Origin of the sequence: Dolichospermum sp. LEGE 00246, from assembly GCF_015207865.1 — a bacterium.
GTDB lineage: Bacteria > Cyanobacteriota > Cyanobacteriia > Cyanobacteriales > Nostocaceae > Dolichospermum > Dolichospermum heterosporum.
Genome location: NZ_JADEWA010000027.1, coordinates 1 through 24273 on the forward strand (window position 1 = coordinate 1; position 24273 = coordinate 24273).

Sequence of the window (24273 nt, forward strand, 5' to 3'; positions counted from 1 at the left end):
GCCCCCTGCCCCCTGCCCCCGTCATTTTCGGCTTGACAGACTACTAGTGGTCTATCGCTACAATTAATAGAAAAGTAATTTTATTTACCTATTACCGTTGTCAAATGGATATAATGTAAACGTAATAAAAATTTAATAAAGCTACTAGCTTGGCTGTAAATAACGTAAAAAATAAATTTTCTGCAAGGTTTTTGAGGAAAATGTGAAGAATATGTCTATTGAAGTAACAAAAACTACAAAACCTTAACCATGAGATTGTTAATTTGAGATTCATCAACGCTAAGGGGTCTTACCACTGTGGGTTCGGTTTGTATAGAAATTGTTGAGGGGAATCCCCATCTGAGGTCGTTGTTGGGTTGGCACTTGCAACAACTAGAATACCGAGTTCATCAAGCTGCCAGTATTTATCAAGCAAAAGAAGTGTTTATCAGCCATCAACCCACTCTAGTCATTCTAGATGCGGATTTATCGGATGGTGATGGGGTCGAGTTTTGCCGCTGGTTACATCGTCAACAACAGCCTTTAATTCTTATGCTATCTGCTCGTACAAATGAAGCCGATATTGTGACGGGATTAAAAGCGGGGGCGGATGATTATTTAAGCAAACCTTTTGGAATGCAGGAATTTTTGGCTAGGGTTGAGGCAATTATCCGCCGTAACCGGACACCTACTGCACCAGCCTATTTAGATTATGGCAGTTTGCAAATTGATTTAGTTCAGCGTCGGGTGCGGTTTCAAGGGGAGTTTATTGATTTAACGCCCCAGGAGTTCAGCTTATTATACGTTTTAGCACAAGCTGGAGGAGTGCCTTTAAGTAGATCGGAATTATTACGTCGTGCTTGGCCTGATGCTATTGATAATCCACGCACCATTGATACTCATGTTTTATCGTTGCGGAAAAAGGTGGAACTTGATCCACGTCAACCCAGTTTAATTCAAACTATCCGCAATGTGGGATACAGATTTAACATGGAAATCTTGAATGTTAATGTTCCACAAACACAAACAAAATTACCAAGAGAAAGATTTACTAATCAAATTCCTGTACTAACTAAGTAATTGGACAAAAATATTTACAGTCATTGCGAAGGAAGGGAAGCAATCACAGCCCTTGGAATTGCTTCATTTCACTTTGTTCCATATGGCTAACGCCAGGCAACGCTTACGCAATGACATTGTGTAATTAATTCTGTCTCACTACTTACTCAAAGTTCATGAGTTACAGCAATTCTCGTTCTTATGAAATGCAATGGAGGGCGCAGACCCTGCGCCCCTACGGGTTCTGCGATAAAAAACTGTACCTCATAACATCAGAATGTGCTTTCAGTCCATTCTGCTAGTGCTTGAGTTTCGGCTTGAATTAAGCTGGTTGCTAAGTTACTCCAATCTATCTCAGCAGCAGGTTGATTGACTACTAATTGACCTTGTTGAAGATGTAAGAGGTGGGTACAAAATGCTTGAGCTAAATCTATTTGGCGATTTACCATCAGAATTGCCGAGGAATGGGGTTGATTTAGGTGAGTTAGTATATTGATTAAGTGAGTGGATGTGGGAGTATCTAAGGCTGATGTAGGCTCATCTAGAAGTAAAATATGGGGTTCGGTAACTAGGGCGCGAGCGATCGCAATTAACTGTCTTTGTCCAGCAGCAAGTTGCACCTCAGTTCGTCCTAACCATTGTTCAGGAATTTGCAGTTGTTCTTGCCAATAACTGACTTGTTCCTGAATCTTTTGCTTTGGTAGACCGCGCAGAACTAAAGGATAAGCCAAGGCTTCGCCAACTGTCATCCCCAATAACTTAGATTCTTGTTGGACAAGCATTACCTGTTGACGGAGTTGGATAACGGGTATTTGCCGATATTCCTGATTTTGAAGATAAATTTTGCCGCTCGTGGGTTCATTTAAACGGTTGATGAGGCGTAATAAAGAAGTTTTCCCAGCGCCGGATGTACCGACAATGGCTAGGCGATCGCCCGGTGATATCCTGAAGGAAATATCCTGTAAAATTGGGTATTGGTGTTGATGCTGTAACCGCCGATAAAAATTAACAGATTCTAGCCTCAGCATAGGGAATAGGTAACAATTAACAATTATTTTGATACAGCAGATTGGGTAGTTAGAAGTTACAAAATCTGGTGCTGCTGATTAAGGGTATGAATTTTAGTCTCATACAAAGGCGCAATCACGCTTCGTGATCTCGAAGAGTAGACGCACTGAGGTTTGAGTTTTAAAGGTTCAATTTGGGAATTTCATACCTCAATTCAGCAACACCCAAAATCTAAAACCCTTGCCATAATAGATGGGAATGATATAACCCAATTAATTATCTGCTTATTTAAGACTGAAAAAACCCTATGTTAGCAGGAACAATTTTGCAGAATGGAAAATATACCATCCTCCAGGAAATAGGGCGGGGCGGATTTGGTGTTACCTTCAAAGCTATGCACCACTATTTAAATCAAGAAGTGGTGATGAAAACTATCAATGAAAGGTTGCGGCAACATCCCGATTTTCCCAAATTTCAGCGCCAATTTCAAGATGAAGCCAGGAGATTAGCCGCTTGTATTCATCCTCATATTGTCCGAGTCAGCGACTTTTTTGAAGAAAACAGTTTACCTTACATGGTAATGGAATACATTCGCGGAGACACTTTAGGTGCAGCATTTGTTTTACCAGGAATCCCCTTACCAGAAGCTACAGCCATTCATTATATCCGCCAAATAGGCGCAGCCTTGCAGGTAGTGCATGATAACGGGTTGCTACACAGAGACATTAAACCAGATAATATTATCTTGCGTCAAGGAACTCAGGAAGTAGTGCTAATTGATTTTGGCATTGCCAGAGAATTTAATAATGGGGCAAAACAGACACATACAGGCTTAGTCAGCGAGGGATATGCACCCATTGAACAGTATTTAACTCAAGCACGGCGCACAGCAGCCACAGATGTTTATGGGTTAGCAGCAACCCTCTATGCACTCTTGACAGCACAAGTTCCCATACCTGCATTATTGCGTGACCGAGAACAAATGCCTTCTCCTCGTGAATTACAACCTCATCTGAGTGCGGCTGTTAATCAAGCAGTTAGCCGAGGAATGGCTGTAGAACCACAATTTCGCCCCACCACAGTAGCAGAATGGCTGCAACTTTTACCAGGAAATAGGTTGGCTGTCACATCACCAAGTTTACCTACCCAAGCAATCCCCACCATTAATTTATCGCATTTAAAATCAGAATATTCACCTAAAAAAGCTACTTTTCATCCTCTGTCCACACCATCAAAAATCGCTAACATTGGCAAAAAAACAGGTATACCCAAGGGAGTTATTAGCATTAGTATTGCCTTGGTTGCAGCTACAGCAGGTTTTAGCATGACGCGGATATTATCAAAACCCAATTTACAATCATCACCTAAACCATCTTTTGCACAATCTACTTATCAACCTATTCTACCTAAACCTGTTGTGGAAATATCACCATCATCTGCAAATCAAAAACTTCAAAATTCCTCATTCAATCAATCTGTACCATTACCTCGTTTGCGGAGAAAACGTAAGAATATTCGCGTTTCTCCAGAACCAATTCCTACTAGCGATTCTCAAGAAACAACGGCTGAGAATCAGAACTCTCAACCCACACCAAATCCCAACAATACCACCAAGAAATCAACACCGGTTGTGACTTCCTCACCATCCTTAATGGATACCCTGCGCGATTCTAAAGAATCCCAAAAAGCTTCTCCACCTCCAGAAAATACAGCACCAGAACCTCGTCCCGTAGTGACTCCACCCCAGGAATCTCAACCAGAAAATTCTTCGGGTGTGGTAGTTCCCATTGTGGAAACCAAGCAAAACCCAGCACCGGAAATTCAGCAACGAAAGGAAGAAAAGCCGCAGTTATAACTTGAAGAAGGAGTCAGGAGTCAGTAGCCAGGAGTCAGAATCAATGAGTCGGGGATTGGGACTCGCAAATGAATTGTTGCACCACTAAATCTACGATTTAGTGGTAGTCTTAAACCCGGTTATTTATTCGCCACTCTTACAGAACCCATTCAGCAGTTCTGACTCCTGAATTCTGTTCGATAAATTCAACGGAGAGGGGGGGATTTGAACCCCCGTTGAGTTTCCCCAAAACGCATTTCGAGTGCGTCACCATCAACCACTCGGACACCTCTCCAACATAAACTATGAAGTTTTGCTTCACTAGTAGCGTCTACAATTATAACACAACCTATGGAAAATTCCTGGATGGATCTGAATTTAATCTTCCATAACGTGCTGTCATCACAGTTTCGGGATGAGATTGATTATATAACCAAGCCCACATTTGATCACCAAAGGAGAAATGCCACCATTCTCTAGGATTGCGTTGAAATCCAGCTTTTAACATGATATCCCGTAAGAGTTGACGGTTAGCATCATATTCTTGATGACTATGAGTATAATATTCTGGATGGGAGCGATCGGACATTTCATCAATAGGTGAACCCATATCTAGAACTTCCCCAAGATCATTGACTAGAGTAATATCTACCGCAGCCCCCGTACTGTGGGGAGGAGGGGTTTTCATATCCAAACTGGGTACAGCCCAAATTTCATAAACCACCTTCCATACATCTTCCCGTTGCTGGGGTGATAATTCCTTTTCTGTCAAACCCCGTTCTCGCAACGCTTCCCCAAAGCTGTAATCTACCATAAACTGCTGCACAGCCACAGGACGATAAGCATCAAATATTTGAATATACCAATTAGGACATAGTAACTGTAAATTATTTTGCGCCTGAATCAAATTTTCGACAACACTTTGGCGCAAATAATAAGGTGAATGTCCGCCGTAGTTAGCACCTAACTTTTGATAAGGGTGAGGAGATTCCACCGCAAACAATTCTAGAGGAATCTTAACTAAAGGTTCACCACATTCAATAATGGGGATTTGGTAATAAGGTCGCATTTTAAGTAGGTTAGCAGTACTGTTAAAAAGCTGGATTTTTTTATTTATTTTAAATGACTATAAAGTATTATACAACTAGCGATAAGATCCCTGACTTCTTTTATTTATTGTGTCCACAAATTATAAATCAATGTCAGAAGTCGGGGATCTTGCTATAGCTAAATACTTACTTGGTTTCAACAAAGCATCCGTGTAATCCAGTAATCCCTTAAATCCGTGATCACTCTTCATGTTCACAACAAGATTTTGCTTTCGCATCTGGAACAGGATCATAACCTCCTGGATGAAAAGGGTGACAGCGTAAAATCCGCATGATAGCCATCCAACCACCCCGAAATACCCCAAACCGTTCAATAGCTTGAATCGCATACATAGAACAAGTAGGTTGAAAGCGACAAGTAGGGGGAAATAGGGGAGAAATAAATAAGCGATAACCCTGAATTAGCCAAATCAATAATATTTCCATATCCAAATCCCATAAAGTAGAATTAAAGTTAAAAATACCCCTATTCCCTCATTGTTTAACACATTCATCAGCTTAGAAACTCTTTCCCCATTGTCGCTGTCAATTGCCACCGCTGCGGCTTGGGTAGGATTAATTATCTGCATTGCTTGGGTAGTTAGCCGTTTTACTGATAGCGAACCAGAAATCATTCGTAAAATCGTGCATATTGGCACAGGTAATGTGATTTTAATTGCTTGGTGGTTAGATATTCCTGCTTATGTGGGAATTATAGCGGCAGTTTTTGCGAGTATCATCACCTTATTATCTTATCAATTCCCCATTCTTCCTGGTATTAATAGTGTTGGTCGTCAAAGTTTGGGAACATTTTTCTATGCTGTGAGTATTGGTGTTTTAGTAGGTGTTTTTTGGCATTTACACCAACCGCAATATGCTGTTTTAGGAATTATGACTATGGCTTGGGGAGATGGATTAGCTGCTTTAATTGGGAAACGGTTTGGCAAACATAAATATATAGTTTTCGGTTCTCAAAAAAGCTGGGAAGGTTCTTTAACAGTGACTTTAATCAGTTATTTGATTTGTGTAACCATTTTACTTGTTACCCAAGGTAGTATTTGGCAAACCTGGATAGTTTCTTTAATTGTTGCCTCAATCGCTACGATTTTAGAAGCTTTTTCTTTTCTGGGAATAGATAATTTAACAGTTCCTATCGGTAGTGCCACCTGTGCCTATTTATTGAATCAGTTACTAATTAATTCCTGATATAGCCAAAATGATATTTATAAAATTAGAGATAAGTAGGTTGGTGTTGAAAATTGTCGTTATGGCAAGGCAAAAGGCAAGAGGCAAGAGGCAAGAGTGAAGAGGGTTTGGGCGATTTTACATTTCTTTACACAGTTTGGTTCTATTGTGTTCACCTACTTACTCTCCAACAAATACAAAGTATCAGGCTATTCTAAAAATTTTTGATCCTGATATATCTACTCTGATTTTTTATTCCCATTTACCAAAATCAGAGCATCTTTACAATAGCTTTAAATTCTTAATATCAGGTAAATGCTCCTACTTAACAAAAACCTTATGTCAATTTGGCACTTTTATTGATAAGCATTTTCTATTACTTAATATCTCCTATAGTACCAGGTAATATATCTGTCAAAACTCTGATTAATCCTAAATTATTATTAAACAAACATATTTATTATTGTTATACATCAACTTCATAATCTCAGTATTTTCTAATATTTTTCACAGAGTGAGGGGTAACACTCCCCATAGTTAATAAGTTATAACTAAGAGAGTCTAGTAAAAAGTAATTAATAATTGATTAGTCATGTTTTATTAACTTGGGAGTGGTCATTTTCCATGTTTCCAGCAATTTTTGTCATGGTTGTAAATGGCATCAGTATCGTGTCTTTATATCAATATAATCAAACAATTAAATCTGGAATCAAAGCTCGTCAAACCATGATTGAAACTACATTTGAAACAATTCATAATGGACCTCTGCAAAGTCTAGCTAAAGTTTTAAGATTAGTTAAAGGGCAGGATTTACCAATGAATAAATTGCTGCCTACTATAGAAAAAGAACTTGAAGAATTGAACCAAGAGTTACGAGGAATGTATGAATTTTGGCAACAAGAAACTCTTAATCAAGACACTAGCCTTTATTTAGGAAGTAATGTAGTTGTAGATTTGCGAAACCCTTTACATGAAATTCTCTACCAAGTTTATACCTACACCTTAGAACGGGATTTTCCCTGTTTTAAAACCCTCAAACTAAAAATCCATAGTTTTGAGCCTATAGATGAAAGCAGTTTGAGTATTGAAAATAAGCGAGGACTTTGCCGATTTTTAGAAGAAGCCTTATGTAATGTTGGTAAACACGCCACCGGCATCACCTGTTTACAAGTTACTTATTCCTGGGTTGAAGATCAAGGTATTTACACTCTGAGCATTATAGATGATGGTTTAGGGATTTACCCATTAAAAGAAGGTTGGGGAACAAAACAATTTAAAAATCTAGCACAACAAATTAAAGGTAAATTTAGGCGAGTTCCCCTTTATCCTCAAGGTACTCTTTGCGAGTTATCTTGGCATTTACAAAATTCTTCATGGTGGCAATAAAAACTAGGAAAATTAGAAAATCTTGATGTTTCGCTTTTTCTTTAATAGCTGACTGTGCAAATAAGTAGGTTAACAGAAAAAATTAAAGGTAAGTAGTGAGACAGAATTAATTACACAATGTCATTGCGTTAGCGTAGCGTTAGCCATAGGGAACGAAGTGAAATCAAGCAATTCCAAGGGTTGTGATTGCTTCCCTTCGCTCGCAATGACTGTAAATATTTTTGTCCAATTACTTATGTGAAGAAAAGTAAAATCGCCCAAAACTTCTCCCCTCTTGCCTGTTCCCATACTCCTGAATGGGCGCAGTCCCTGCGCCCCTACCTGCCTGATAGCGCAGCGTGGCGTTAGCCATACTCCTGTCCCTCACAGATAACTTATTCAGCAAACCCTACTTACTGTGTCAAAATAGAGAATTAAGGATCATATTGAGCAAAAGGAAAGCTAAAAAACACCGTGCAGATTACATTCTTAGGGACGAGTTCAGGTGTACCAACAAGATCACGCAACGTTTCCAGCGTAGCGCTGAGATTGCCACAACGGGCAGAACTGTGGTTATTTGACTGTGGGGAAGGAACTCAACATCAAATTTTGCGGAGTGATTTAAAAGTTAGCCAACTATCCCGAATTTTTGTCACCCATATGCACGGTGATCATATTTTCGGCTTAATGGGATTGCTGGCTAGTTGCGGTTTAGCAGGTAATGTAGACAAAATTGATATTTATGGTCCATCGGGATTAAACGAATACTTACAAGCCGCTTCCCGTTACTCCCACACCCATTTTTCTTACCCCATTAAAGTGCATACCGTTCAGCCGGGGGTAATTTATGAAAATGATGAATTTACAGTTAGCTGTGGTCTTTTACATCACCGTATTCCTGCTTTTGGCTACAGAGTCACGGAAAAAGACAGAACCGGACGTTTTGATATAGAAAAAGCCAAAGCCTTAGAAATTCCTTCAGGTCCAATTTATGGACAACTCAAGCGCGGTGAAACAGTCACCCTGGCAGACGGAAGAATAATCAATGGTAGTGAATTATGTGGTCCAACAGAAATTGGGCGAAAAATTGCCTATTGTACAGATACTGTTTATTGTAATGGTGCAGTGCAATTAGCAAATGATGCAGATGTGTTAATTCATGAAGCCACGTTTGCTCATCAAGATTCAGAAATGGCTTTTCAAAGGCTACATTCTACAACTACAATGGCAGCCCAAACGGCACACATTGCAGGAGTTCGTAAACTGATTATGACACATTTCAGCCCTCGTTATGCTCCAGGGAATACTATTGAATTAAAAGATTTACTTAAAGAAGCAAAAGCAATTTTTCCTAAAACAATTATGGCTCATGATTTTATGGTTTATGATGTTCCTCGCAGACGGGAAATTGAATCAAATGTGAGTGCATGATTTTGCTATAATTATCACTTATCCCTAATTTATCGCCCTCTAATTATGAGCAACATTCCCCAAATTGGCCAACCTGCACCAGATTTTTCTACCCCTGACCAAAACAATCACCTAGTCAATCTCGCTGATATAAATCAGTGGCTAGTTCTCTACTTTTATCCTAAAGATAATACACCTGGTTGCACTACAGAAGCTCAAGATTTTACAGAATTATCCTCAGAATTTACCACAGCAGGCGCAAAAATCATCGGTGTTAGTCCAGATTCTGCCACCTCCCATTGTAAATTTATAGATAAACATAATTTATCAATTACCCTATTAACTGATTCTGAACATCAATTAATAGAAGCCTATGGTGCATGGCGTTTAAAGAAGTTTATGGGTAAAGAATATATGGGGGTTGCTCGTTCAACTTTCTTGATTTCACCTGATAAAATTATTGCCTACATTTGGCCTAATGTCAAAACAAAAGGTCATGCTGCATCTGTACTCAAGAAAATCCAGGAATTAGCTGCTAATTAAACTTTTATAGTTCCCCTTATAGAATAAAATATTAATTTAATTTTTGTAGGTTGGGTTGAACAAAGTGAAACCCAACATTATACTAAGCTGTTGTGCATTTAGTTTGTATAATTCTAGCGGGCAAGATGCCCGCACTACAAAGTTCAAGTAAATTATGGTTATCAAATTTAGCTGCGTAACAGCTTAAACACGGGTGAGATTTAAACTTTTGCCAAATGACAAAGAACCCAGATGTGTAGGGGTAAAGCAAGAGCTTCATTGGTGTCAATTTAATCTCAAATCCCTACCACATCTCGTTCCTAGTCTCTGACTAGGAATGCAGTTGATGAGGCTCTGCCTCTAATATTATTGAAGGCAGAGCCTTCCAGAATTCATTCCCAGTCAGAGACTGGGAATGAGATGACTTGAGTTCTTTGCGGGATAGAGGTTTTACGTTAAGTTGACACCAATGAAGCTCATGCTTTACCCCTACGCTTAGAATCAAACAATCAAGCCGTTTTGAGTATAGCGAGAGGAATATCATTGAAGGCAGAGCCTTCTAGAATTCATTCCCAGTCAGAGACTGGGAATGAGATGACTTGAGTTCTTTGCGGGATAGAGGTTTTACGTTGTTTTACATAAAGGGAACGGTAGAGCTAACTTTTATAGTCCGATTCGTCAGACTTTGTTGATATATCCGTGATATTTGATTGCCCAAATGTTAATTAATTTAAACTTTACTTTACCAAATTATATTAATGAAATAACATAACCATTCCCACCTTATACAATAGGAATATCAATTCCATTATTTGTATTATGGTTCAATTCATCCAAGCGCAAAATATAGGCATTGCCTATTTAGAGGCAAGATTTGATCTAGAACAAACCAACAATGAAGGATTCTTCACTGAATGGTTAGAAAATTTGCCGGAAATCTCTGATTTAGAAAAACAATATTTAGACAGAGTAAAATTGCATTTTCTCCGCTTGGTTAAACATCCTCCTTTATCGGAAGAAACAGTAAAGTTAGTAGTTTTATCTCCCTTACTCAGTTTAGCTGGATTTTATGATGAACCTTTCTTGATTAGAAGTGAATCATCAATAGAAATTGCCGTCGAAGATCAAGAAGAAGTTATCAGAGGCAGAATTGATGTCTTAGTTATCCAGCAACAATTATGGTTATTGGTCATTGAATCTAAAAAACCTGCTTTTTCCCTGTTAGAAGCCATACCTCAAGCACTTACTTATATGCTGGCTAATCCTCAACCTACAAAACCCGTGTTTGGATTAGTAATGAATGGCAGTGATTTTATTTTTCTTAAACTTTCTCAAATCAATCAACCTCAATATGCTTTGTCTGATCAATTTACACTTTTGAAGCGAGAAAACGAACTTTATCAAGTTTTCCGAATCTTAAAAAAACTAGGTCAAATTTTGAATTAATCGTCAATTAATTATGTCCAGTCGTCCTATCTACCTCGATTGTCATGCTACTACCCCCGTTGATGAAAGGGTAATGGCTGCTATGATTCCCTATTTTACAGAAAAGTTTGGTAATGCGGCTAGTATTAGTCATGTTTATGGTTGGGAATCTGAAGCTGCTGTTAAACAAACACGGGAAATTTTAGCAGACGCAATTAATGCCACACCCGAAGAAATTGTTTTTACCAGCGGTGCAACGGAAGCAAATAATCTAGCTATTAAAGGTATTGCTGAAGCTTATTTCCCAAAAGGTCAACACATTGTAACTATTAATACGGAACATAAAGCAGTTTTAGATCCTTGCGAATATTTAAAAAGTCTTGGTTTTGATATTACAATTTTGCCAGTAAAAAAAGATGGATTAATTGACTTAAATCAGTTAGAAAAAGCCTTGCGTGATGATACAATTTTAGTATCTGTGATGGCTGCAAATAATGAAATTGGGGTTTTACAACCAATGGCCGAAATTGGGGCAATGTGCCATCAACGGCAAATTATTTTTCACACAGACGCAGCCCAAGCTATTGGTAAAATCCCTTTAGATGTGGAAGCGATGAATATTGATTTAATGTCTCTTACAGCCCATAAAGTCTATGGACCAAAGGGAATTGGGGCTTTATATGTTCGCAGACGTAATCCCAGAGTGAAACTTGCTTCCCAACAACATGGGGGAGGACATGAAAGAGGAATGCGTTCTGGGACATTATATACACCGCAAATTGTCGGTTTTGGTAAAGCTGTAGAAATTGCCATAACCGAACAAGAAACAGAAAATCAACGGTTAACAGTATTAAGAGAAAGATTGTGGCAACAGTTATCTATTGTAGAGGGAATTTATATAAATGGAGATCCTCAAAAACGATTAGCAGGAAATTTAAATATTAGTGTGGAAGGTGTAGATGGTGCGGCACTTTCTTTAGGGTTACAATCAGTCGTGGCTGTGTCTTCTGGTTCTGCTTGTTCTTCTAATAATATTGCCCCTTCCTATGTGTTGAAAGCCTTGGGACATTCAGATAAATTAGCTTATGCTTCGATGCGATTTGGGATTGGGAGATTTAATACAGTTGAGGAAATTGATCAAGTTGCCCAACAGGTAATTTCTACTGTGCAAGGTTTAAGAAGCGCGTCAGTAATGAGGGTTTGCTGAAAAGGTTTTTTAAGTAATGGGACAGAATTAATTACACAATGTCATTGCAAATAGAACGAAGTGAAATGAAGCAATCGCAAGGGTTGTGATTGCTTCCCTTCGCTCGCAATGACTGTAAATATTTTAGTCCAAGTACTTATGAATGCAGGGGCAACCCTACTGTGGTTGCCTAAATCGAATGGGGCAAGCACGGGGGCATTGCCCCTATGGAAAACTAATTATTAGAGATCATTGTTCCTAGTGCAGCTATCAACTTATCTACACTTTCAGGACGGCTATTAAAACCCATTAAACCTACACGCCAAACTTTACCGGCAAGTTCACCTAAACCGCCGCCAATCTCAATATTATGCTCAATTAATAACTGCCTAGCAACTGATTTACCATTTACTCCTTCGGGAATACAAACAGTGGTTAAAGTTGGTAATCTGTATTCTTTTTTAACGTGCATTTTTAAACCCATGTCTTCCAATCCTTCCCACAGATATTCGACATTTTTTTGGTGACGTTGCCAACAACTGGCTAACCCTTCTTCTGCTACTAAACGTAGAGCTTCCCGTAATCCATAGTATAGGTTAATTGGTGCAGTGTGGTGATATGTGCGATCGCTCCCCCAATATTTCCCCAACAATGTCATATCTAAATACCAGTTTGCCACCTTAGATTGACGCTTCTGTAGCTTCTCCATTGCCCGCCCACTCATGGTAAACGGTGACGCACCTGGAGAACAACCCAGCCCTTTTTGACTACAGCTATAAGCCAAATCAACGCCCCATTCATCCAAAAATATGGGAACACCACCTAAACTGGTAACAGTATCTACTAACAACAATGTGCCATGTTGACGACACAACTCACCCACACCATCTAAAGGTTGACGTGCGCCGGTGGAAGTTTCGGCATGAACTAAAGCCAAAATTGCCGGTTTATGGGTAGCAACTGCGGCACTGATTTCCTCTAAATTGAAAACTTGTCCCCAGGGTTTAGTAATAGTTCGCACATCTGCCCCATATCTACCCGCCATATCTACCAAGCGATTACCAAAATAACCAGCTACCCCAATTAATACGACATCACCCGGTTCTACAGAATTAGCTAACGTGGCTTCCATAGCGGCTGTACCCGTGCCACTGACAGCAATAGTATGGGGGTTTTCTGTTTGCCATGCGTAACGCAACAGAGATTGAATCTCATCCATGAGGTTTAAAAAAGCCGGATCTAAATGCCCTACAGGTGTGGTATTCATCGCCTGTAATATGGCTGGATGGACGTTAGAAGGACCTGGACCCAATAGGAGACGGTGGGGAATATTTAGGGGTTCAAGTCCTAACCGCTGACTGTCGTTAATGGAAATGGTAGATGTCATAAGAATACCCGGTAAGTGGGAAACTCAGCGTCTTTAGACCTGAGAGGGAAACGACACGAGCGGTTTTAACCGCTGTGGATATTAAAATTAAAACCAGATTTTTGATTGGAACCTGGAAACCAACTCCCATTTCTGGGGTAATGTTAGCTAGATGCCTCCGGCACGCTGCGCGAACGACCTGTTATAAGAGCTTTTTAGACTTGCAACACTGTTTCAGTGACCTTAAAACTGTTTAATTGCAAATGACAGAGCAGGGAACTAGCTTCGCATTCCGGGGTGTCGTGACTCAAATAACGGCTACCCTTCGACTCCCTTCGACTTCGCTACCTCGACTTCGCTCGGCACAAGTCAGGGCAAGTCGCTCAGGGTGGTCTGGTCAGTACAGCTTGCTTGATTACTCTTGCAAGCCCAGTCCCTTTAGGGCTGGGTTACTGACAAACTTAATTTATCTGAGATTAAATGGGAATCAATCGCATGATATAGCGGTATGTAGTCAATGTATATGCCGAAGTGCGACTAATTAATCAAACATCATATTTTTTCCGCACCATTCAAATATAGCGGCATCTAAGTAGGGCTTGCTGAATAAGTTGTCTGTGAGGGCTAGAAGTATGACTAACGCCACGCTATGCTATCAGCAAACCCTAAGTAGGTGAACACCAAAAAATAAATTACCCAATGTTGTGGGATGGGCATCCTGCCCGTCCTTGATGATTAGCAGGCTTTTCGGCCTGCACCACAAGACATTTTTGGGTATTTTTTTAATTGGAAGTCCCTAAGTAGGTGAACACCAAAAAATAAATTACCCAATGTTGTGGGATGGGCATCCTGCCCGTCCTTGATGATTAGCAGGCTTTTCGGCCTGCACCACAAGACATTTTTGGCTATTTTTTTAATTGGAAGTCCCTAAGTAGGTGAACACAATAAAACCAAACTGTGTAAAGAAACGTAAAATCACTCAAAACTCTCTTCCTGTTCCCTGTTCCCTGTTCCCTGTTCCCTGCCCTCACAGACAACTTTTTCAGCAAACCCTACTTAACTTTGACATTGAGAACAAAAATGACTAGAACGCCCACCTAACTTAATTCGCCCGATCACATTACCACAAACCTTACAAGGTTCTCCCGTGCGGTTATAAACCCAGGCTTCACCGCCATAATTACCGTTAACACCTTTAACACTCAAGAAATTACTAAAAGTCGTTCCACCTACCGCAATACTCGCTGATAAAACTTGAATAATTGCCGTTCGTAAAAGTTCAATTTGGGGAAGTTGTAATTCTGTACAGAGAGTAGTTGGTAAAATCCCACTTTTAAATAAAGCTTCATCTGCATAAATATTACCTAATCCTGCCACCATTGACTGATCTAATAATCCAGTTTTAATAGGACGACGGGATTTTTTTAATTTATCGGCAAAATACGCCACAGTGAACTCTGGTGAAAAGGGGTCAACTGCCAATTTTGCCAAACCTGTAATAATACTTTCTACAGCTACATCACCAGGAACATACCACATTTGCCCGAAGGTGCGCTGGTCAACAAAGCGTAATTCTTGCTTTTCCCCAAAAAATAACCTGACTCTGGTGTGTTTGTGTAAAGGTTGATCTTGGGTTAACCAAAGTAACTGACCGGTCATGCGGAGGTGAACTCCTAAATAACTGGGAGAAGGTGAGGAAAGTTCAGCCAAGAGATATTTACCACGACGATGCCAGGTAGCAATAGTGTTCCCTTTAACTTTATCAATAAATTCATCAACAGAAAACGGGTAGGCAATGGTACGTTGCAGCAACACATCTCCTCCCGTCACTTCTTGACTCAGGGTTAATTGATTTAAACCCCGGCGGACTGTTTCAACTTCAGGCAGTTCAGGCATTCAAGCAAATAATATTTTTAGGGGAAAGTATGGTCAAACAGAGGAAATTGATCAAGCTGTTGACGTTGATATCTCCTCCTATTATTCCATTAAACAATCCCCTTGATGCTTGACTATTTATTTGGCTGCGGCTTTGGGTTTAGGTGCTTCCACCTCAATTAATTCATCTACAGCAAAGTTGTTGGTGTTGAGATCAGAGTAGTTAACTTTGTCAAAGCGAACAATTACAGGGTATTTAATCCCGCTTTTGTCAACAGAAACCACTGTACCAAGATCCTGAAACCAGTAGGACTCAGGGCGGAGAACACGTACTTTAGAACCACGTTGAACCATGATGGATCTTCCCTTTTGAAGTATGAATTGCCGTTAAAGTAGGGCTGATTGTTTTCACTCTACAACCTCAAGGTATTTGCTTGTGGTTTTGTTAAGTTATTTGTCAAATTGCTGGGTTTTCATGGGTAATGAGTTGTTAATCTTCTCTTTGACTTCTTGACAAACTACCCATAATAGGGTAAGTTCATTCCCAAACACTCCTGGCAAAATGTACTATGTCTTACTTAATACAAAAACGCTGCCTTCGTTCCCCCTACCTATACGGAGATCATTATCTATATAAGTAATATCTAGCCAACCTTGTTGTTGTTCACTTTGAATGGGAAAATCAAAAGCGGTAAATTTTTTGCCTAATTCAATTTGTTGGATGAAGTTTCCCGGTGTCGTATAGCCAATTAGACTTTGTAAACCAATTATAGAACGCTGGAATTTTACTTGCACACGCTGTTGGGATACTGGTTCAAATTTAGCAGCAACGCTAACTACTCCTGCGAACAAAGGAATGCCATAAATCTCAGCTATGTTATAAACACTGTTGCTTTCTACCCGAATACATTGGTAAATTTGACCAAGTTTACAAAAGGGTAAACGATCTATGTTTAATAAGGCTTTGCTCGTGGTGTATAGTAGTCGCCAGTCACCTTCTAGTAAATTACTAGCTGCTAATGGTCGTGGCGTGGGATTAAAGTCTTCTAGGTTGGCGATCGCTGCTAGAATAGCTTGTTGTTGTGGCTGACTTGCTAATAAACCGCGATTAGTGCCAACAATTAGATCAATAAGAGTTGATTTGCCTATCATTACCCAATGCCTCAAGAGAGTTTACATGATGAAATAGCATTAATAAAATATTAATGTTCTTTGTCTATAACCAGACAATTCATGAATAATGCCTTTTTGACTACCGTTCGGTAATTAAATGAAAATTTTCTTTGATTCGGATTCAGCAGTTAAAGACCTGTATGAAGGAATAAATTAACTCGTATCAAGTCAGTATGATAGACTCTTAGTGTCTAGTTATATAAACCCTCGTGTGTGATTGTTAATATGTTAGATTCTCCCCTCCGTGAAGCCCCCCGAAACCAGCGAGCATCAGTTATTCCCTTAAAACAAGAGTCCTCTATGTTGGACTGGTTGCGGCTGAGTGGCAGATTGATAGCCCGTGATATCCATGACACCGACTCGCGGGAAGATGTAGAAGTAATATCCGATTTTCTGGGCGCAGACGACGGAATTGGTGATATTGATTATGATGATGACGATGATACACCTGTTGATGATGACTAGCACCGCAGGGCGGAAGTCAAAAGTCAAAAATCAAAAGTCAAAAGTAATATTAAGCAAGCTTTTTGGCGATTGAGAATAGTTAGTTTATTGGCGCGGTGCTGTACTAGTTCCCAAAATACTGCGAACTATCAGCTAAAAACAGTCTCTATGGTTTTATTTAGGTTTTTTAAAGTGTGGAGTGAAGGGAATTTTTTTTGTGGACGCTAAATTATCTCCTAACCAAAGTTTGAATTTTTCGGGAATTGGCTTGGCTTCCTTGCTGGCCTTGGTACTGAGTGCAACAGCCTTGATTTTCGATAGCATGGGGCATAGAACCCCTTGGTATCCGATTTCCCTCACCCTACCTTTTTTGCTGACTGCTGTGGGTGTGACAATTCTAGGACAGTGGGTGATTCCTCTGTTACAAAGGCTGAAAACGGGACAGATTATCCGGGAAGATGGACCCCAGGCACATCTCAAAAAGGCAGGAACACCAACTATGGGAGGTATATTTTTTATCCCTGTAGCGGTAGTAATTGCTTGTATATTGGCGGATTTTTCTGAAAATGTCCTGGCGGTTTCGGCTTTAACTCTCAGCTACGGTTTCATTGGTTGGATAGACGACTGGCAAATTTTGCGTCGGAAGTCTAACAAGGGAATTTCTCCGAAGATGAAGTTAGCTTTGCAAGTTATCTTTGGGGCTGTGTTTTGTGTCTGGTTGATATTTAAAGGTGACTTTAGTATAACTAATATCCATTTACCTTGGGTGGGTTTATCCTTACCTTTGGGACTGTTGTTCTGGCCTGTAGCCGGATTTGTCCTGGTTGCAGAGAGCAATGCTACTAATTTAACAGATGGGATTGATGGTTTAGCAGCGGGAACAGTGGCGATCGCTATTTTCGCATTAGGTGTGATTATTGCGCCAACTTCCCCCGACTTAATGGTTTTTTGTGCTGCTGTCAGCGGTAGTTGCTTAGGCTTTTTAGCCTATAACCGCAACCCCGCAAGTGTTTTCATGGGTGATACCGGTTCTTTAGCCCTGGGTGGTGCTTTAGCTGCGGTGGCACTGTTAACAAATAGCTTGGTAGCTCTGTTTATCCTGAGCGGTATCTTCTTTGTGGAAACCCTCTCTGTCATGGCACAAGTCAGCTATTATAAAGCAACAAAGGGACCAGACGGCAAAGGTAAACGTTTATTTAAAATGGCACCTTTACATCATCATTTAGAATTAACTGGTTGGTCAGAATTGCAAGTAGTAGCTGTATTTTACATTATCGCTGCTTTTCTAGCTTCCGTTTGTATTATTTCCATAAAATAATCAGTTTTGTTTTAAAAATAAAAATTCACAACCTCCAAATTTGGGGGTTGTTTTTGTTTTGAGATTGGGGGGTTATGTCCAGGACGTAAATTACCCCAATTCCCAATACTCAAATTGTAACTTACACCCTTGAGGAGTTGAGCAAATTCAGGGGATGATTGGGATATTTTGCCAGATAGAAACAAAATATTTGTTACTATAGTAAGTATGTGGGTAAGTATTTGCAAAATGCCCCACTTGTGAATATTAAAAAATAGCCATTCTCGACACAAATAAAACGGACTTTCCCTCGTTCCCTGGCTCTGCCGGGGAATGCCCACAGGAGGCTCTGCCTCCACTATATTCACTGTATTTGAGGCAGAGCCTCAAACTCCCATTCCCAGCCGGAGTCTGGAAGTTCAATTATGTTTAATTCAGAAAATTTACCTGTTTTACTAAATGCACCAATTCCGGTAAAATCAACTTTTCCATCCCTAGTCGTACAGCATTACTAGAACCAGGAAGAGAAAAAATGATTTTGCTTTGATAAACGCCGGCGACAGCACGAGAAGCCATAGCGCGAGAACCAATTTCTTGATAACTTAACAACCGAAATAATTCCCCAAATCCTGGTAAAGTCTTTTCTAATAGCTTTTCTAAAGCATCATAAGTAGTATCCCTGGGAGCAATTCCCGTTCCTCCATTAAAAATCACAGCATTGATACGAGTATCTTCGCCCAAAGCTGTCATTTGGGATTGAATTTCTTTAGGCTCATCTTTGATAATCTGATACAATGACACAGTATGATCATCAGCTAAAAGTAGTTCTTTAATTAATTGACCACTTTTATCTGTATCCGGGGAACGGGTATCGCTAACGGTAATCACCGCACAAGTTACAGAAACTTGCTGTGTATTTGGGTGTGGTTGAAATTCCATAGATATTTTACGTTTTAGCCAATGACCAATGACCACTGAGCAATGCTGGGCGCAGGCCCTGCGCCCCTACTGACTCATTAAGATTTGCTTAATCCGAGTCCATTTTGTTCAGCATAACGATTCATGAAACGCATAAACCGATCCCATTCTTCATTAGACTTCATCACATAAATCGCTTCTAAGGATTCCGGTTTACCGTTGACAAATTTACCCTGAACCCCAGGAATCAAGATTTCCCCTTCTTCGTCAATCAAATACAACCCGGTAACTTCATCTGTACCATCTTGTGCCAAGATGTCAGGATTGGTGAACACAAACGTGGCTGTACCACTTTCCCCTTGTTTTGCTCTTGTCAACCGGACATCTGGAACTACTGTTTCTTCAATACCTCTAGCAAACTGAATTTTCGCCATGATGAGTCAATTTAAAGTTTCGTGATCATTTTGTAATATTCTCTCATCATAAAGCAATTTCCTGACAGGCATTTTACCGATGGTAATTAAATCTATTTCCCAATCCCGATTCAACCGCCGTTTATTGGCTACAGCCTTGGTCATTGTAGTTAGTATATTTATTACCCTGACTAACCATTCTAGTCCAGCTACACCTGTCACCAAAACCAAAAACGTCATTCTGATGATTGGAGACGGTATGGGTTGGGAAATGGCTCGCGCTGGGGCTATGGCTAAAGGATATAATTACACTTCTGGTAAGGGGGAAGGACTGAGTTTTCAAACTCTGGATTATTATGCCCTGGCTACCACCTATGGTACTACCATTGCCCCTGGTAATGGAGTTTTCAGCACGGGTAACTCTGCGTTGTCTAACTCTAATCCAATTACAGGCGCTAGTCCGATGTTACCAGGGTTTAAATTCCAACCTCAATTTAATCCTGGCGATAAACCATCTGGAGGGGGGAAAAATCTTAATCCTAATGCGGTAGGTAATTTAGTGGGTTATGATCCTCAGCGCGGGGGAATAAATCCTTGGACACCGGGTAATGATCCTGAGTATATTAAGTATAGTTATCCTGATTCTGCCAATACAGCAACTACTTTGTACACAGGAGTAAAAAGCTATAACAATGCTATTTCTGTGGATATATTTGAAAAACCTTTAGAAACTATTCTCAAAACTGCGGCTGATCATGGTAAATCTACTGGGATTGTCACTTCTGTTCCTGTAGATCATGCTACACCGGGTGCAGCAGCAGCAAACGTGAATCGTCGCAATAAATATGATGGTGATTATCCAACTTTAGATAATATTCTCCAGCAGGAACTTCGCATATATCAACCAACGGTAATTTTAGGTGGTGGTCATCCGCTTACGGGTGCTAGTAATCAACCTCTACCTACGGGTGTAGAACCGCCAACTAAGTTTGAATATATCACGAAGACGACATATAAAGAGTTAAGCAAAAACCCTGATCAAAACCGTTATAAATATACATTTTTAGAACGGGGAAAAGATGCGGCTGATAAGTTAGCGACTACTGCGGCGAGATTAGATCCAAATCAGGGCGATCGCTTGTTAGGATTATATGGAGCTAGGGGACAAGAGGGAAATCTCCCTGTAAGCACCGCCAATGGAGATTACAGTAATACCGGTTTGAGTATCTTTTCCCTGTTTGGTTCTCAAGGAAAAAACCCCGATACAGTTCGGCCTCTACTTGCGGGAGAAACCGATAAATCTTTTATTGCGAAAGAAATTAATGAAAATCCCACACTTGATGATTTAACCAAAGCAGCTTTAGCAGTTTTATCTAAAGACAAAGATGGATTTTGGTTAATGGTAGAAGGTGGTGATATTGATTGGGCTGCCCATGATGATAACTTAGATAATATGATTGGGACAGTCTTGGATTTTGATAAGGCTGTAAAAACAACAATTGACTGGATTAAAAATAACGGTGGTTGGGAAAATAATCTACTAATTGTCACCGCAGATCATGATCATTATCTCACTTTAAATCCCAACTTTTATGAACTGCTTAAAGAAAAAGGTCCAGAAGCTTTAACCGCTGAATCTGATTCTATCAAAGCTGGTCATTTTTGGGGTTCTAATCCTAACATCAAATATGGTTGGGGAAATCATGCTAACCTTCCAGTTCCTGTTTATTATCAAGGTAAGGGTTCAGCAGTTTTAACTAATTCTGTCGGTAAGGGGTTTCAACTTTATGGCTATGATATTCCTGGTATTGGGGGTTTAGTAGACGAAATCCACATTTATCAGACTCAACGAAAAGCATTATAATTTAATTGAGGATTTAATTTAGGAATTTAGATCCCCGACTTCTCCAAGAAGTCGGGAATCTGTGCGTATTTATTTATAGAAATAAGCTTTATAAGAATTATTCTAGAGTCCAATCTTCAATGCTTAAATTAGGAACTTTGATAAAATCTTTGTAATTTTGAGTCACTACAATTGCTTGATTAACTAAAGCTATTGCAGCTATTCTTAAATCTTGTGAACCGCTGTTAATTTTTTGCTGTCGTAATTTTTGATAAGACTCACAAGCTGCTTGATTAAACTCCAATAAATTTACACTACAGAAGAAATTTTGAGTCAGTTTTAAATTTCGATGTGCAGATGCTAATCCTTGTAGATTTTTATTGCTATTACATTTATTAATAATAGCTAATCTACCTTTTAATTGTTCCTCAAGCGTGATAGTTGTTACAAATATGCTGGAGTTACCAACTGCTCTAATACGTTGAATAATTTGATTATTTTCATATTGTAAAAGAGTCACGGTATTAGTATTAAGAATATAGATGCTCACGCTGCATGATTCTCCTCTATAGAGGCTTCTTCCGCAACCATTTCTTCATCTAATTTACGCCGATTTATAGCTATTTCTTCGACAAATTCATCAAAAAATGGATCATGTTTGAACATACCAGTAAATTTGACTAAAGGGTTAGATTCTTCCACAATTTCTTGAGGTATTTCTATTCCTAAACCAAAGCATAGTCGCAATGTTACCCACCACAAGTAAGAGAAAATAGGACTAAAGAATTCATGATCATTAATTAAACCATGAGCCATGCGATTTCTTAAATTTGACCCGGATTTCTCTACTAATAAACCCTGAAGCTCAAAAAGTGTATCTTCATCAAAAATTGAAGTAATTTGTGGATATTTACTAGGGAAAAGAGTTGTATTTAAATTGTTTTCTTGTTGAATACCATTATTTTTGTTGTCAATTCCAGAAGTTATCGCTCCTCGATTCGAGAGTAGATAACGAACGGAGTTTTCAATTTGGGGAATTAAGATATGAGTAGAAGTAATAAAATCTCCCATTAATCCAGCATAAAGACCTTTTGCAAATAAATATTCTCTTCCTGATGGTACAAAAAGGTTATTTGAAACTAGTGGAAGTAAGTCGGATTCTTTTATTTTGTAGTCTTCTGATTTTTGTATTATGTGTTCCGAAATAATTTGTTTTCTAGCTGGTTCAATAAAAGCCAGGGCATAAATTTTTTGATCTCTAGCAGCTTCTTCCTGGTTATTAGAGCTTTGATGTGCTACAACCTTACCCATCTCATTTATTTTTTCTTCTGGAAAAAGCCCAGATAATCCATTTTCCTCTACGGTTTGAGATGAAACTGAAACTTGACGTGGAATTACAAAACGAGCCAGATTTACTTGCTAATAAGTCTATTATGGGAAATATAGGAGAACTTAGGCGGTTTTAATGCTATGCCTATATTAACCCAATCTGGAAAAAATCGCCCTCGCCCCTAATTAACTGTTGGTAATAAATCTTACTTTCATCGCACTTTTTACCCCCAATTTAGCATAACGACGATAATCCAGGACTTAGATTTGAGTAATTTAAATTATTTATTACAGAAAATAAAGAAAAATTACGGAATCGTCAATCAACCATCAGTTATCCTGTTCTAAGTCATTAGGAGATTAAATCAGGGGATCGCTTGCATAATTGTTCACAATTTGTTACAAAAATATAAAGAACTTCTAGAGACTAAAACCTAATGTTCGGCGGACTTACTGGTTTAACAGATACGAAAAGCACCGATTGGGGAGAGCGAATGCTCAACACAGTCGCCAGTCAAACGATTCGCCACCTGTTTACCCAGAGCGAGTCGGTAGAAGTCTTTGTGCGCTGCTATCCCTCCAGCAAACTGTTGCAAGGCAGCATTGATAGCTTTAAAATGAAAGGCTGCGGCTTAGTAATTCGTAAAGACTTCGCAGTAGAGGAAATGTCTTTTGAAACCGATGCAGTCGCCATTGACTTCGGCTCGGTTTTAAGTGGTAAACTTACCCTCAAACAACCTACCCAGGCTGTAGCTCAGGTGATTCTATCAGAAGAAGGCATTAATCGGGCTTTTGAGTCAGAACTGGTGAAAAAGCGCCTGCTTAACCTTTCTGAACCCACTTTGATTGCCATATCTGGTGGCGAACCAATTTCTTTTACCGAAGTTGAGGTCAAGCTATTACCTGAAAATCGCTTGCATTTAGTAGCTAAAGCCGATTTAAACAACGGCGAACTCATACCACTAGGTATGACTGTCGGTATCGGGATTGAAAGAAGAAGGCGGGTTTCTTTCAAAGAACCAAAGATTGAGCTTGAGGGAGTTCCAGAAGCACAAAGAGAAATTTCCCAGACTTTAAGTGTGGCATTGGTAGAAATTTTGGATAATATGGTTGATTTAGATCGCTTTGATTTAGATGGGGTAAAAATGCGACTAAATCGTTTAGAAACAGAAGGTCAAAGATTGATTTTTAGTGGTTATGCAGAAATAGAAAGAATTCCCCACAGTTCTTAACAATTCTAAAATTGAAAAAATTAACGCCGCCTAGTTGACCCTGGGCGGCAATTTAATTTTTATAGCAGAAGCCAGGATGTAGGGGCGCAGGCCCTGCGCCCAGTCAGGAGTTCAGGAGTATGGCTAACGCCAGCAATTTAATTTTTATCCCACATTCCGCACCCACCCCAAGGAAACGGATGTAGCTAGTACACAATTTTAATTGGACTATTTAGCTCATTAATCAAATTAATGTTCTGAAATTTTCATGGCGTTTTTAACTTTATTTTTAGATGAGCATAAGTTACAATTATGTATTGAGATTATCAGCATAAAATTATAT

General features: G+C 39.4%; 23 protein-coding genes and 1 tRNA gene. 12 read left to right on the forward strand and 12 right to left on the reverse strand.

Features of this window, described 5'->3' with window-relative positions:
* The first annotated feature begins 297 nt into the window (after positions 1-297).
* Positions 298-1059, forward strand: coding sequence for a response regulator transcription factor (locus tag IQ228_RS03325; protein ID WP_027403339.1), 762 nt, complete (start codon positions 298-300; stop codon positions 1057-1059).
* Positions 1060-1310: 251 nt separating this feature from the next.
* Here IQ228_RS03325 and IQ228_RS03330 read toward each other — a convergent pair whose 3' ends face one another.
* Positions 1311-2066: an ATP-binding cassette domain-containing protein gene (locus tag IQ228_RS03330; RefSeq protein ID WP_193962158.1), complete on the reverse strand. Its 756-nt coding sequence runs from the start codon at positions 2064-2066 to the stop codon at positions 1311-1313.
* A gap of 287 nt (positions 2067-2353) precedes the next feature.
* On the opposite strand from IQ228_RS03330, the gene IQ228_RS03335 reads away from it, so the two are divergent.
* Positions 2354-3901: a protein kinase gene (locus tag IQ228_RS03335; RefSeq protein ID WP_193962159.1), complete on the forward strand. Its 1548-nt coding sequence runs from the start codon at positions 2354-2356 to the stop codon at positions 3899-3901.
* 189 nt (positions 3902-4090) lie between these two features.
* Here IQ228_RS03335 and IQ228_RS03340 read toward each other — a convergent pair.
* The 3 genes from IQ228_RS03340 to yidD all read right to left on the reverse strand — a co-directional run bounded on the left by IQ228_RS03340 (position 4091) and on the right by yidD (position 5415).
* Positions 4091-4175: transfer RNA gene (locus IQ228_RS03340), tRNA-Ser, on the reverse strand.
* A gap of 54 nt (positions 4176-4229) precedes the next feature.
* Positions 4230-4949, reverse strand: coding sequence for a M15 family metallopeptidase (locus IQ228_RS03345; RefSeq protein ID WP_027403336.1), 720 nt, complete (start codon positions 4947-4949; stop codon positions 4230-4232).
* Positions 4950-5169: 220 nt separating this feature from the next.
* Positions 5170-5415, reverse strand: coding sequence for a membrane protein insertion efficiency factor YidD (yidD, locus tag IQ228_RS03350; RefSeq protein ID WP_027403335.1), 246 nt, complete (start codon positions 5413-5415; stop codon positions 5170-5172).
* Between the two features lie 51 nt (positions 5416-5466).
* Here yidD and IQ228_RS03355 point away from each other — a divergent pair, with 51 nt between their 5' ends.
* The 6 genes from IQ228_RS03355 to IQ228_RS03380 all read left to right on the forward strand — a co-directional run bounded on the left by IQ228_RS03355 (position 5467) and on the right by IQ228_RS03380 (position 12082).
* Positions 5467-6174 carry a diacylglycerol/polyprenol kinase family protein gene (locus tag IQ228_RS03355; RefSeq protein ID WP_051424373.1) on the forward strand — a complete coding sequence of 236 codons (708 nt, stop codon included), beginning with the start codon at positions 5467-5469 and terminating at the stop codon, positions 6172-6174.
* A gap of 603 nt (positions 6175-6777) precedes the next feature.
* Positions 6778-7539: a sensor histidine kinase gene (locus IQ228_RS03360; protein ID WP_193962160.1), complete on the forward strand. Its 762-nt coding sequence runs from the start codon at positions 6778-6780 to the stop codon at positions 7537-7539.
* 453 nt (positions 7540-7992) lie between these two features.
* Complete coding sequence (locus IQ228_RS03365; RefSeq protein ID WP_027400969.1) at positions 7993-8949, forward strand: ribonuclease Z; 957 nt, start codon at positions 7993-7995, stop codon at positions 8947-8949.
* 45 nt (positions 8950-8994) lie between these two features.
* Positions 8995-9471, forward strand: coding sequence for a thioredoxin-dependent thiol peroxidase (gene bcp / locus IQ228_RS03370; protein ID WP_027400970.1), 477 nt, complete (start codon positions 8995-8997; stop codon positions 9469-9471).
* 798 nt (positions 9472-10269) lie between these two features.
* Positions 10270-10896, forward strand: coding sequence for a type I restriction endonuclease (locus IQ228_RS03375; RefSeq protein ID WP_193962161.1), 627 nt, complete (start codon positions 10270-10272; stop codon positions 10894-10896).
* A 13-nt stretch (positions 10897-10909) separates the two neighbouring features.
* On the forward strand, positions 10910-12082 hold the full coding sequence (locus IQ228_RS03380) for an IscS subfamily cysteine desulfurase (protein WP_027400972.1): 1173 nt from the start codon (positions 10910-10912) through the stop codon (positions 12080-12082).
* Positions 12083-12296: 214 nt separating this feature from the next.
* Here IQ228_RS03380 and IQ228_RS03385 read toward each other — a convergent pair whose 3' ends face one another.
* The 4 genes from IQ228_RS03385 to IQ228_RS03400 all read right to left on the reverse strand — a co-directional run bounded on the left by IQ228_RS03385 (position 12297) and on the right by IQ228_RS03400 (position 16454).
* A complete protein-coding gene (locus IQ228_RS03385) occupies positions 12297-13448 on the reverse strand; it encodes an alanine--glyoxylate aminotransferase family protein (RefSeq protein ID WP_027400973.1) in 1152 nt (383 codons plus the stop codon).
* Between the two features lie 1035 nt (positions 13449-14483).
* Complete coding sequence (locus IQ228_RS03390; RefSeq protein ID WP_039204975.1) at positions 14484-15323, reverse strand: DNA-formamidopyrimidine glycosylase; 840 nt, start codon at positions 15321-15323, stop codon at positions 14484-14486.
* A gap of 117 nt (positions 15324-15440) precedes the next feature.
* Complete coding sequence (locus tag IQ228_RS03395; protein WP_027400975.1) at positions 15441-15656, reverse strand: photosystem I reaction center subunit IV; 216 nt, start codon at positions 15654-15656, stop codon at positions 15441-15443.
* Between the two features lie 213 nt (positions 15657-15869).
* Entirely contained in the window at positions 15870-16454 is a 585-nt protein-coding gene (locus tag IQ228_RS03400) for a PAP/fibrillin family protein (protein WP_027400976.1), read from the reverse strand.
* Positions 16455-16700: 246 nt separating this feature from the next.
* Here IQ228_RS03400 and IQ228_RS03405 point away from each other — a divergent pair, with 246 nt between their 5' ends.
* A complete protein-coding gene (locus IQ228_RS03405; RefSeq protein WP_027400977.1) occupies positions 16701-16940 on the forward strand; it encodes a DUF3134 domain-containing protein in 240 nt (79 codons plus the stop codon).
* 196 nt (positions 16941-17136) lie between these two features.
* Positions 17137-18237 carry a phospho-N-acetylmuramoyl-pentapeptide-transferase gene (gene mraY / locus IQ228_RS03410; protein ID WP_193962162.1) on the forward strand — a complete coding sequence of 367 codons (1101 nt, stop codon included), beginning with the start codon at positions 17137-17139 and terminating at the stop codon, positions 18235-18237.
* A 408-nt stretch (positions 18238-18645) separates the two neighbouring features.
* On the opposite strand, the gene IQ228_RS03415 is transcribed toward mraY, so the two are convergent.
* Both IQ228_RS03415 and psb28 read right to left on the reverse strand, forming a co-directional pair.
* A complete protein-coding gene (locus IQ228_RS03415; protein ID WP_027400979.1) occupies positions 18646-19155 on the reverse strand; it encodes a molybdenum cofactor biosynthesis protein B in 510 nt (169 codons plus the stop codon).
* A 77-nt stretch (positions 19156-19232) separates the two neighbouring features.
* Complete coding sequence (gene psb28, locus IQ228_RS03420) at positions 19233-19568, reverse strand: photosystem II reaction center protein Psb28 (RefSeq protein ID WP_027400980.1); 336 nt, start codon at positions 19566-19568, stop codon at positions 19233-19235.
* A gap of 79 nt (positions 19569-19647) precedes the next feature.
* Between psb28 and IQ228_RS03425 the strand changes: the two genes are divergently transcribed.
* On the forward strand, positions 19648-21411 hold the full coding sequence (locus tag IQ228_RS03425) for an alkaline phosphatase (protein ID WP_193962163.1): 1764 nt from the start codon (positions 19648-19650) through the stop codon (positions 21409-21411).
* Between the two features lie 97 nt (positions 21412-21508).
* Here the strand turns inward: IQ228_RS03425 and IQ228_RS03430 are convergent, their stop codons facing one another.
* Together IQ228_RS03430 and IQ228_RS03435 are read right to left on the reverse strand one after the other, a co-directional pair.
* The gene (locus IQ228_RS03430) at positions 21509-21910 is read right to left on the reverse strand and encodes a type II toxin-antitoxin system VapC family toxin (RefSeq protein ID WP_228043665.1); all 402 of its coding nucleotides are present in this window, start codon (positions 21908-21910) and stop codon (positions 21509-21511) included.
* 26 nt (positions 21911-21936) lie between these two features.
* Positions 21937-22701 (reverse strand): DUF4209 domain-containing protein, encoded by a 765-nt coding sequence (locus IQ228_RS03435; RefSeq protein ID WP_193962164.1) that lies wholly within the window; start codon positions 22699-22701, stop codon positions 21937-21939.
* Between the two features lie 455 nt (positions 22702-23156).
* Here IQ228_RS03435 and IQ228_RS03440 point away from each other — a divergent pair, with 455 nt between their 5' ends.
* A complete protein-coding gene (locus IQ228_RS03440) occupies positions 23157-23951 on the forward strand; it encodes a DUF2993 domain-containing protein (RefSeq protein WP_027400984.1) in 795 nt (264 codons plus the stop codon).
* Positions 23952-24273 lie beyond the last annotated feature (322 nt).

Coding starts and splice junctions, on each gene's coding strand:
- IQ228_RS03395 (WP_027400975.1), bottom strand. CDS start 15,656: ATGGTTCAACGTGGTTCTAAAGTACGTGTTCTCCGCCCTGAGTCCTAC.
- IQ228_RS03405 (WP_027400977.1), top strand. CDS start 16,701: ATGTTAGATTCTCCCCTCCGTGAAGCCCCCCGAAACCAGCGAGCATCA.
- psb28 (WP_027400980.1), bottom strand. CDS start 19,568: ATGGCGAAAATTCAGTTTGCTAGAGGTATTGAAGAAACAGTAGTTCCA.
- IQ228_RS03330 (WP_193962158.1), bottom strand. CDS start 2,066: ATGCTGAGGCTAGAATCTGTTAATTTTTATCGGCGGTTACAGCATCAA.
- IQ228_RS03375 (WP_193962161.1), top strand. CDS start 10,270: ATGGTTCAATTCATCCAAGCGCAAAATATAGGCATTGCCTATTTAGAG.
- IQ228_RS03360 (WP_193962160.1), top strand. CDS start 6,778: ATGTTTCCAGCAATTTTTGTCATGGTTGTAAATGGCATCAGTATCGTG.
- IQ228_RS03425 (WP_193962163.1), top strand. CDS start 19,648: ATGGTAATTAAATCTATTTCCCAATCCCGATTCAACCGCCGTTTATTG.
- IQ228_RS03385 (WP_027400973.1), bottom strand. CDS start 13,448: ATGACATCTACCATTTCCATTAACGACAGTCAGCGGTTAGGACTTGAA.
- bcp (WP_027400970.1), top strand. CDS start 8,995: ATGAGCAACATTCCCCAAATTGGCCAACCTGCACCAGATTTTTCTACC.
- IQ228_RS03380 (WP_027400972.1), top strand. CDS start 10,910: ATGTCCAGTCGTCCTATCTACCTCGATTGTCATGCTACTACCCCCGTT.
- IQ228_RS03400 (WP_027400976.1), bottom strand. CDS start 16,454: ATGATAGGCAAATCAACTCTTATTGATCTAATTGTTGGCACTAATCGC.
- IQ228_RS03440 (WP_027400984.1), top strand. CDS start 23,157: ATGTTCGGCGGACTTACTGGTTTAACAGATACGAAAAGCACCGATTGG.
- IQ228_RS03390 (WP_039204975.1), bottom strand. CDS start 15,323: ATGCCTGAACTGCCTGAAGTTGAAACAGTCCGCCGGGGTTTAAATCAA.
- yidD (WP_027403335.1), bottom strand. CDS start 5,415: ATGGAAATATTATTGATTTGGCTAATTCAGGGTTATCGCTTATTTATT.
- IQ228_RS03435 (WP_193962164.1), bottom strand. CDS start 22,701: ATGGGTAAGGTTGTAGCACATCAAAGCTCTAATAACCAGGAAGAAGCT.
- IQ228_RS03345 (WP_027403336.1), bottom strand. CDS start 4,949: ATGCGACCTTATTACCAAATCCCCATTATTGAATGTGGTGAACCTTTA.
- IQ228_RS03335 (WP_193962159.1), top strand. CDS start 2,354: ATGTTAGCAGGAACAATTTTGCAGAATGGAAAATATACCATCCTCCAG.
- IQ228_RS03415 (WP_027400979.1), bottom strand. CDS start 19,155: ATGGAATTTCAACCACACCCAAATACACAGCAAGTTTCTGTAACTTGT.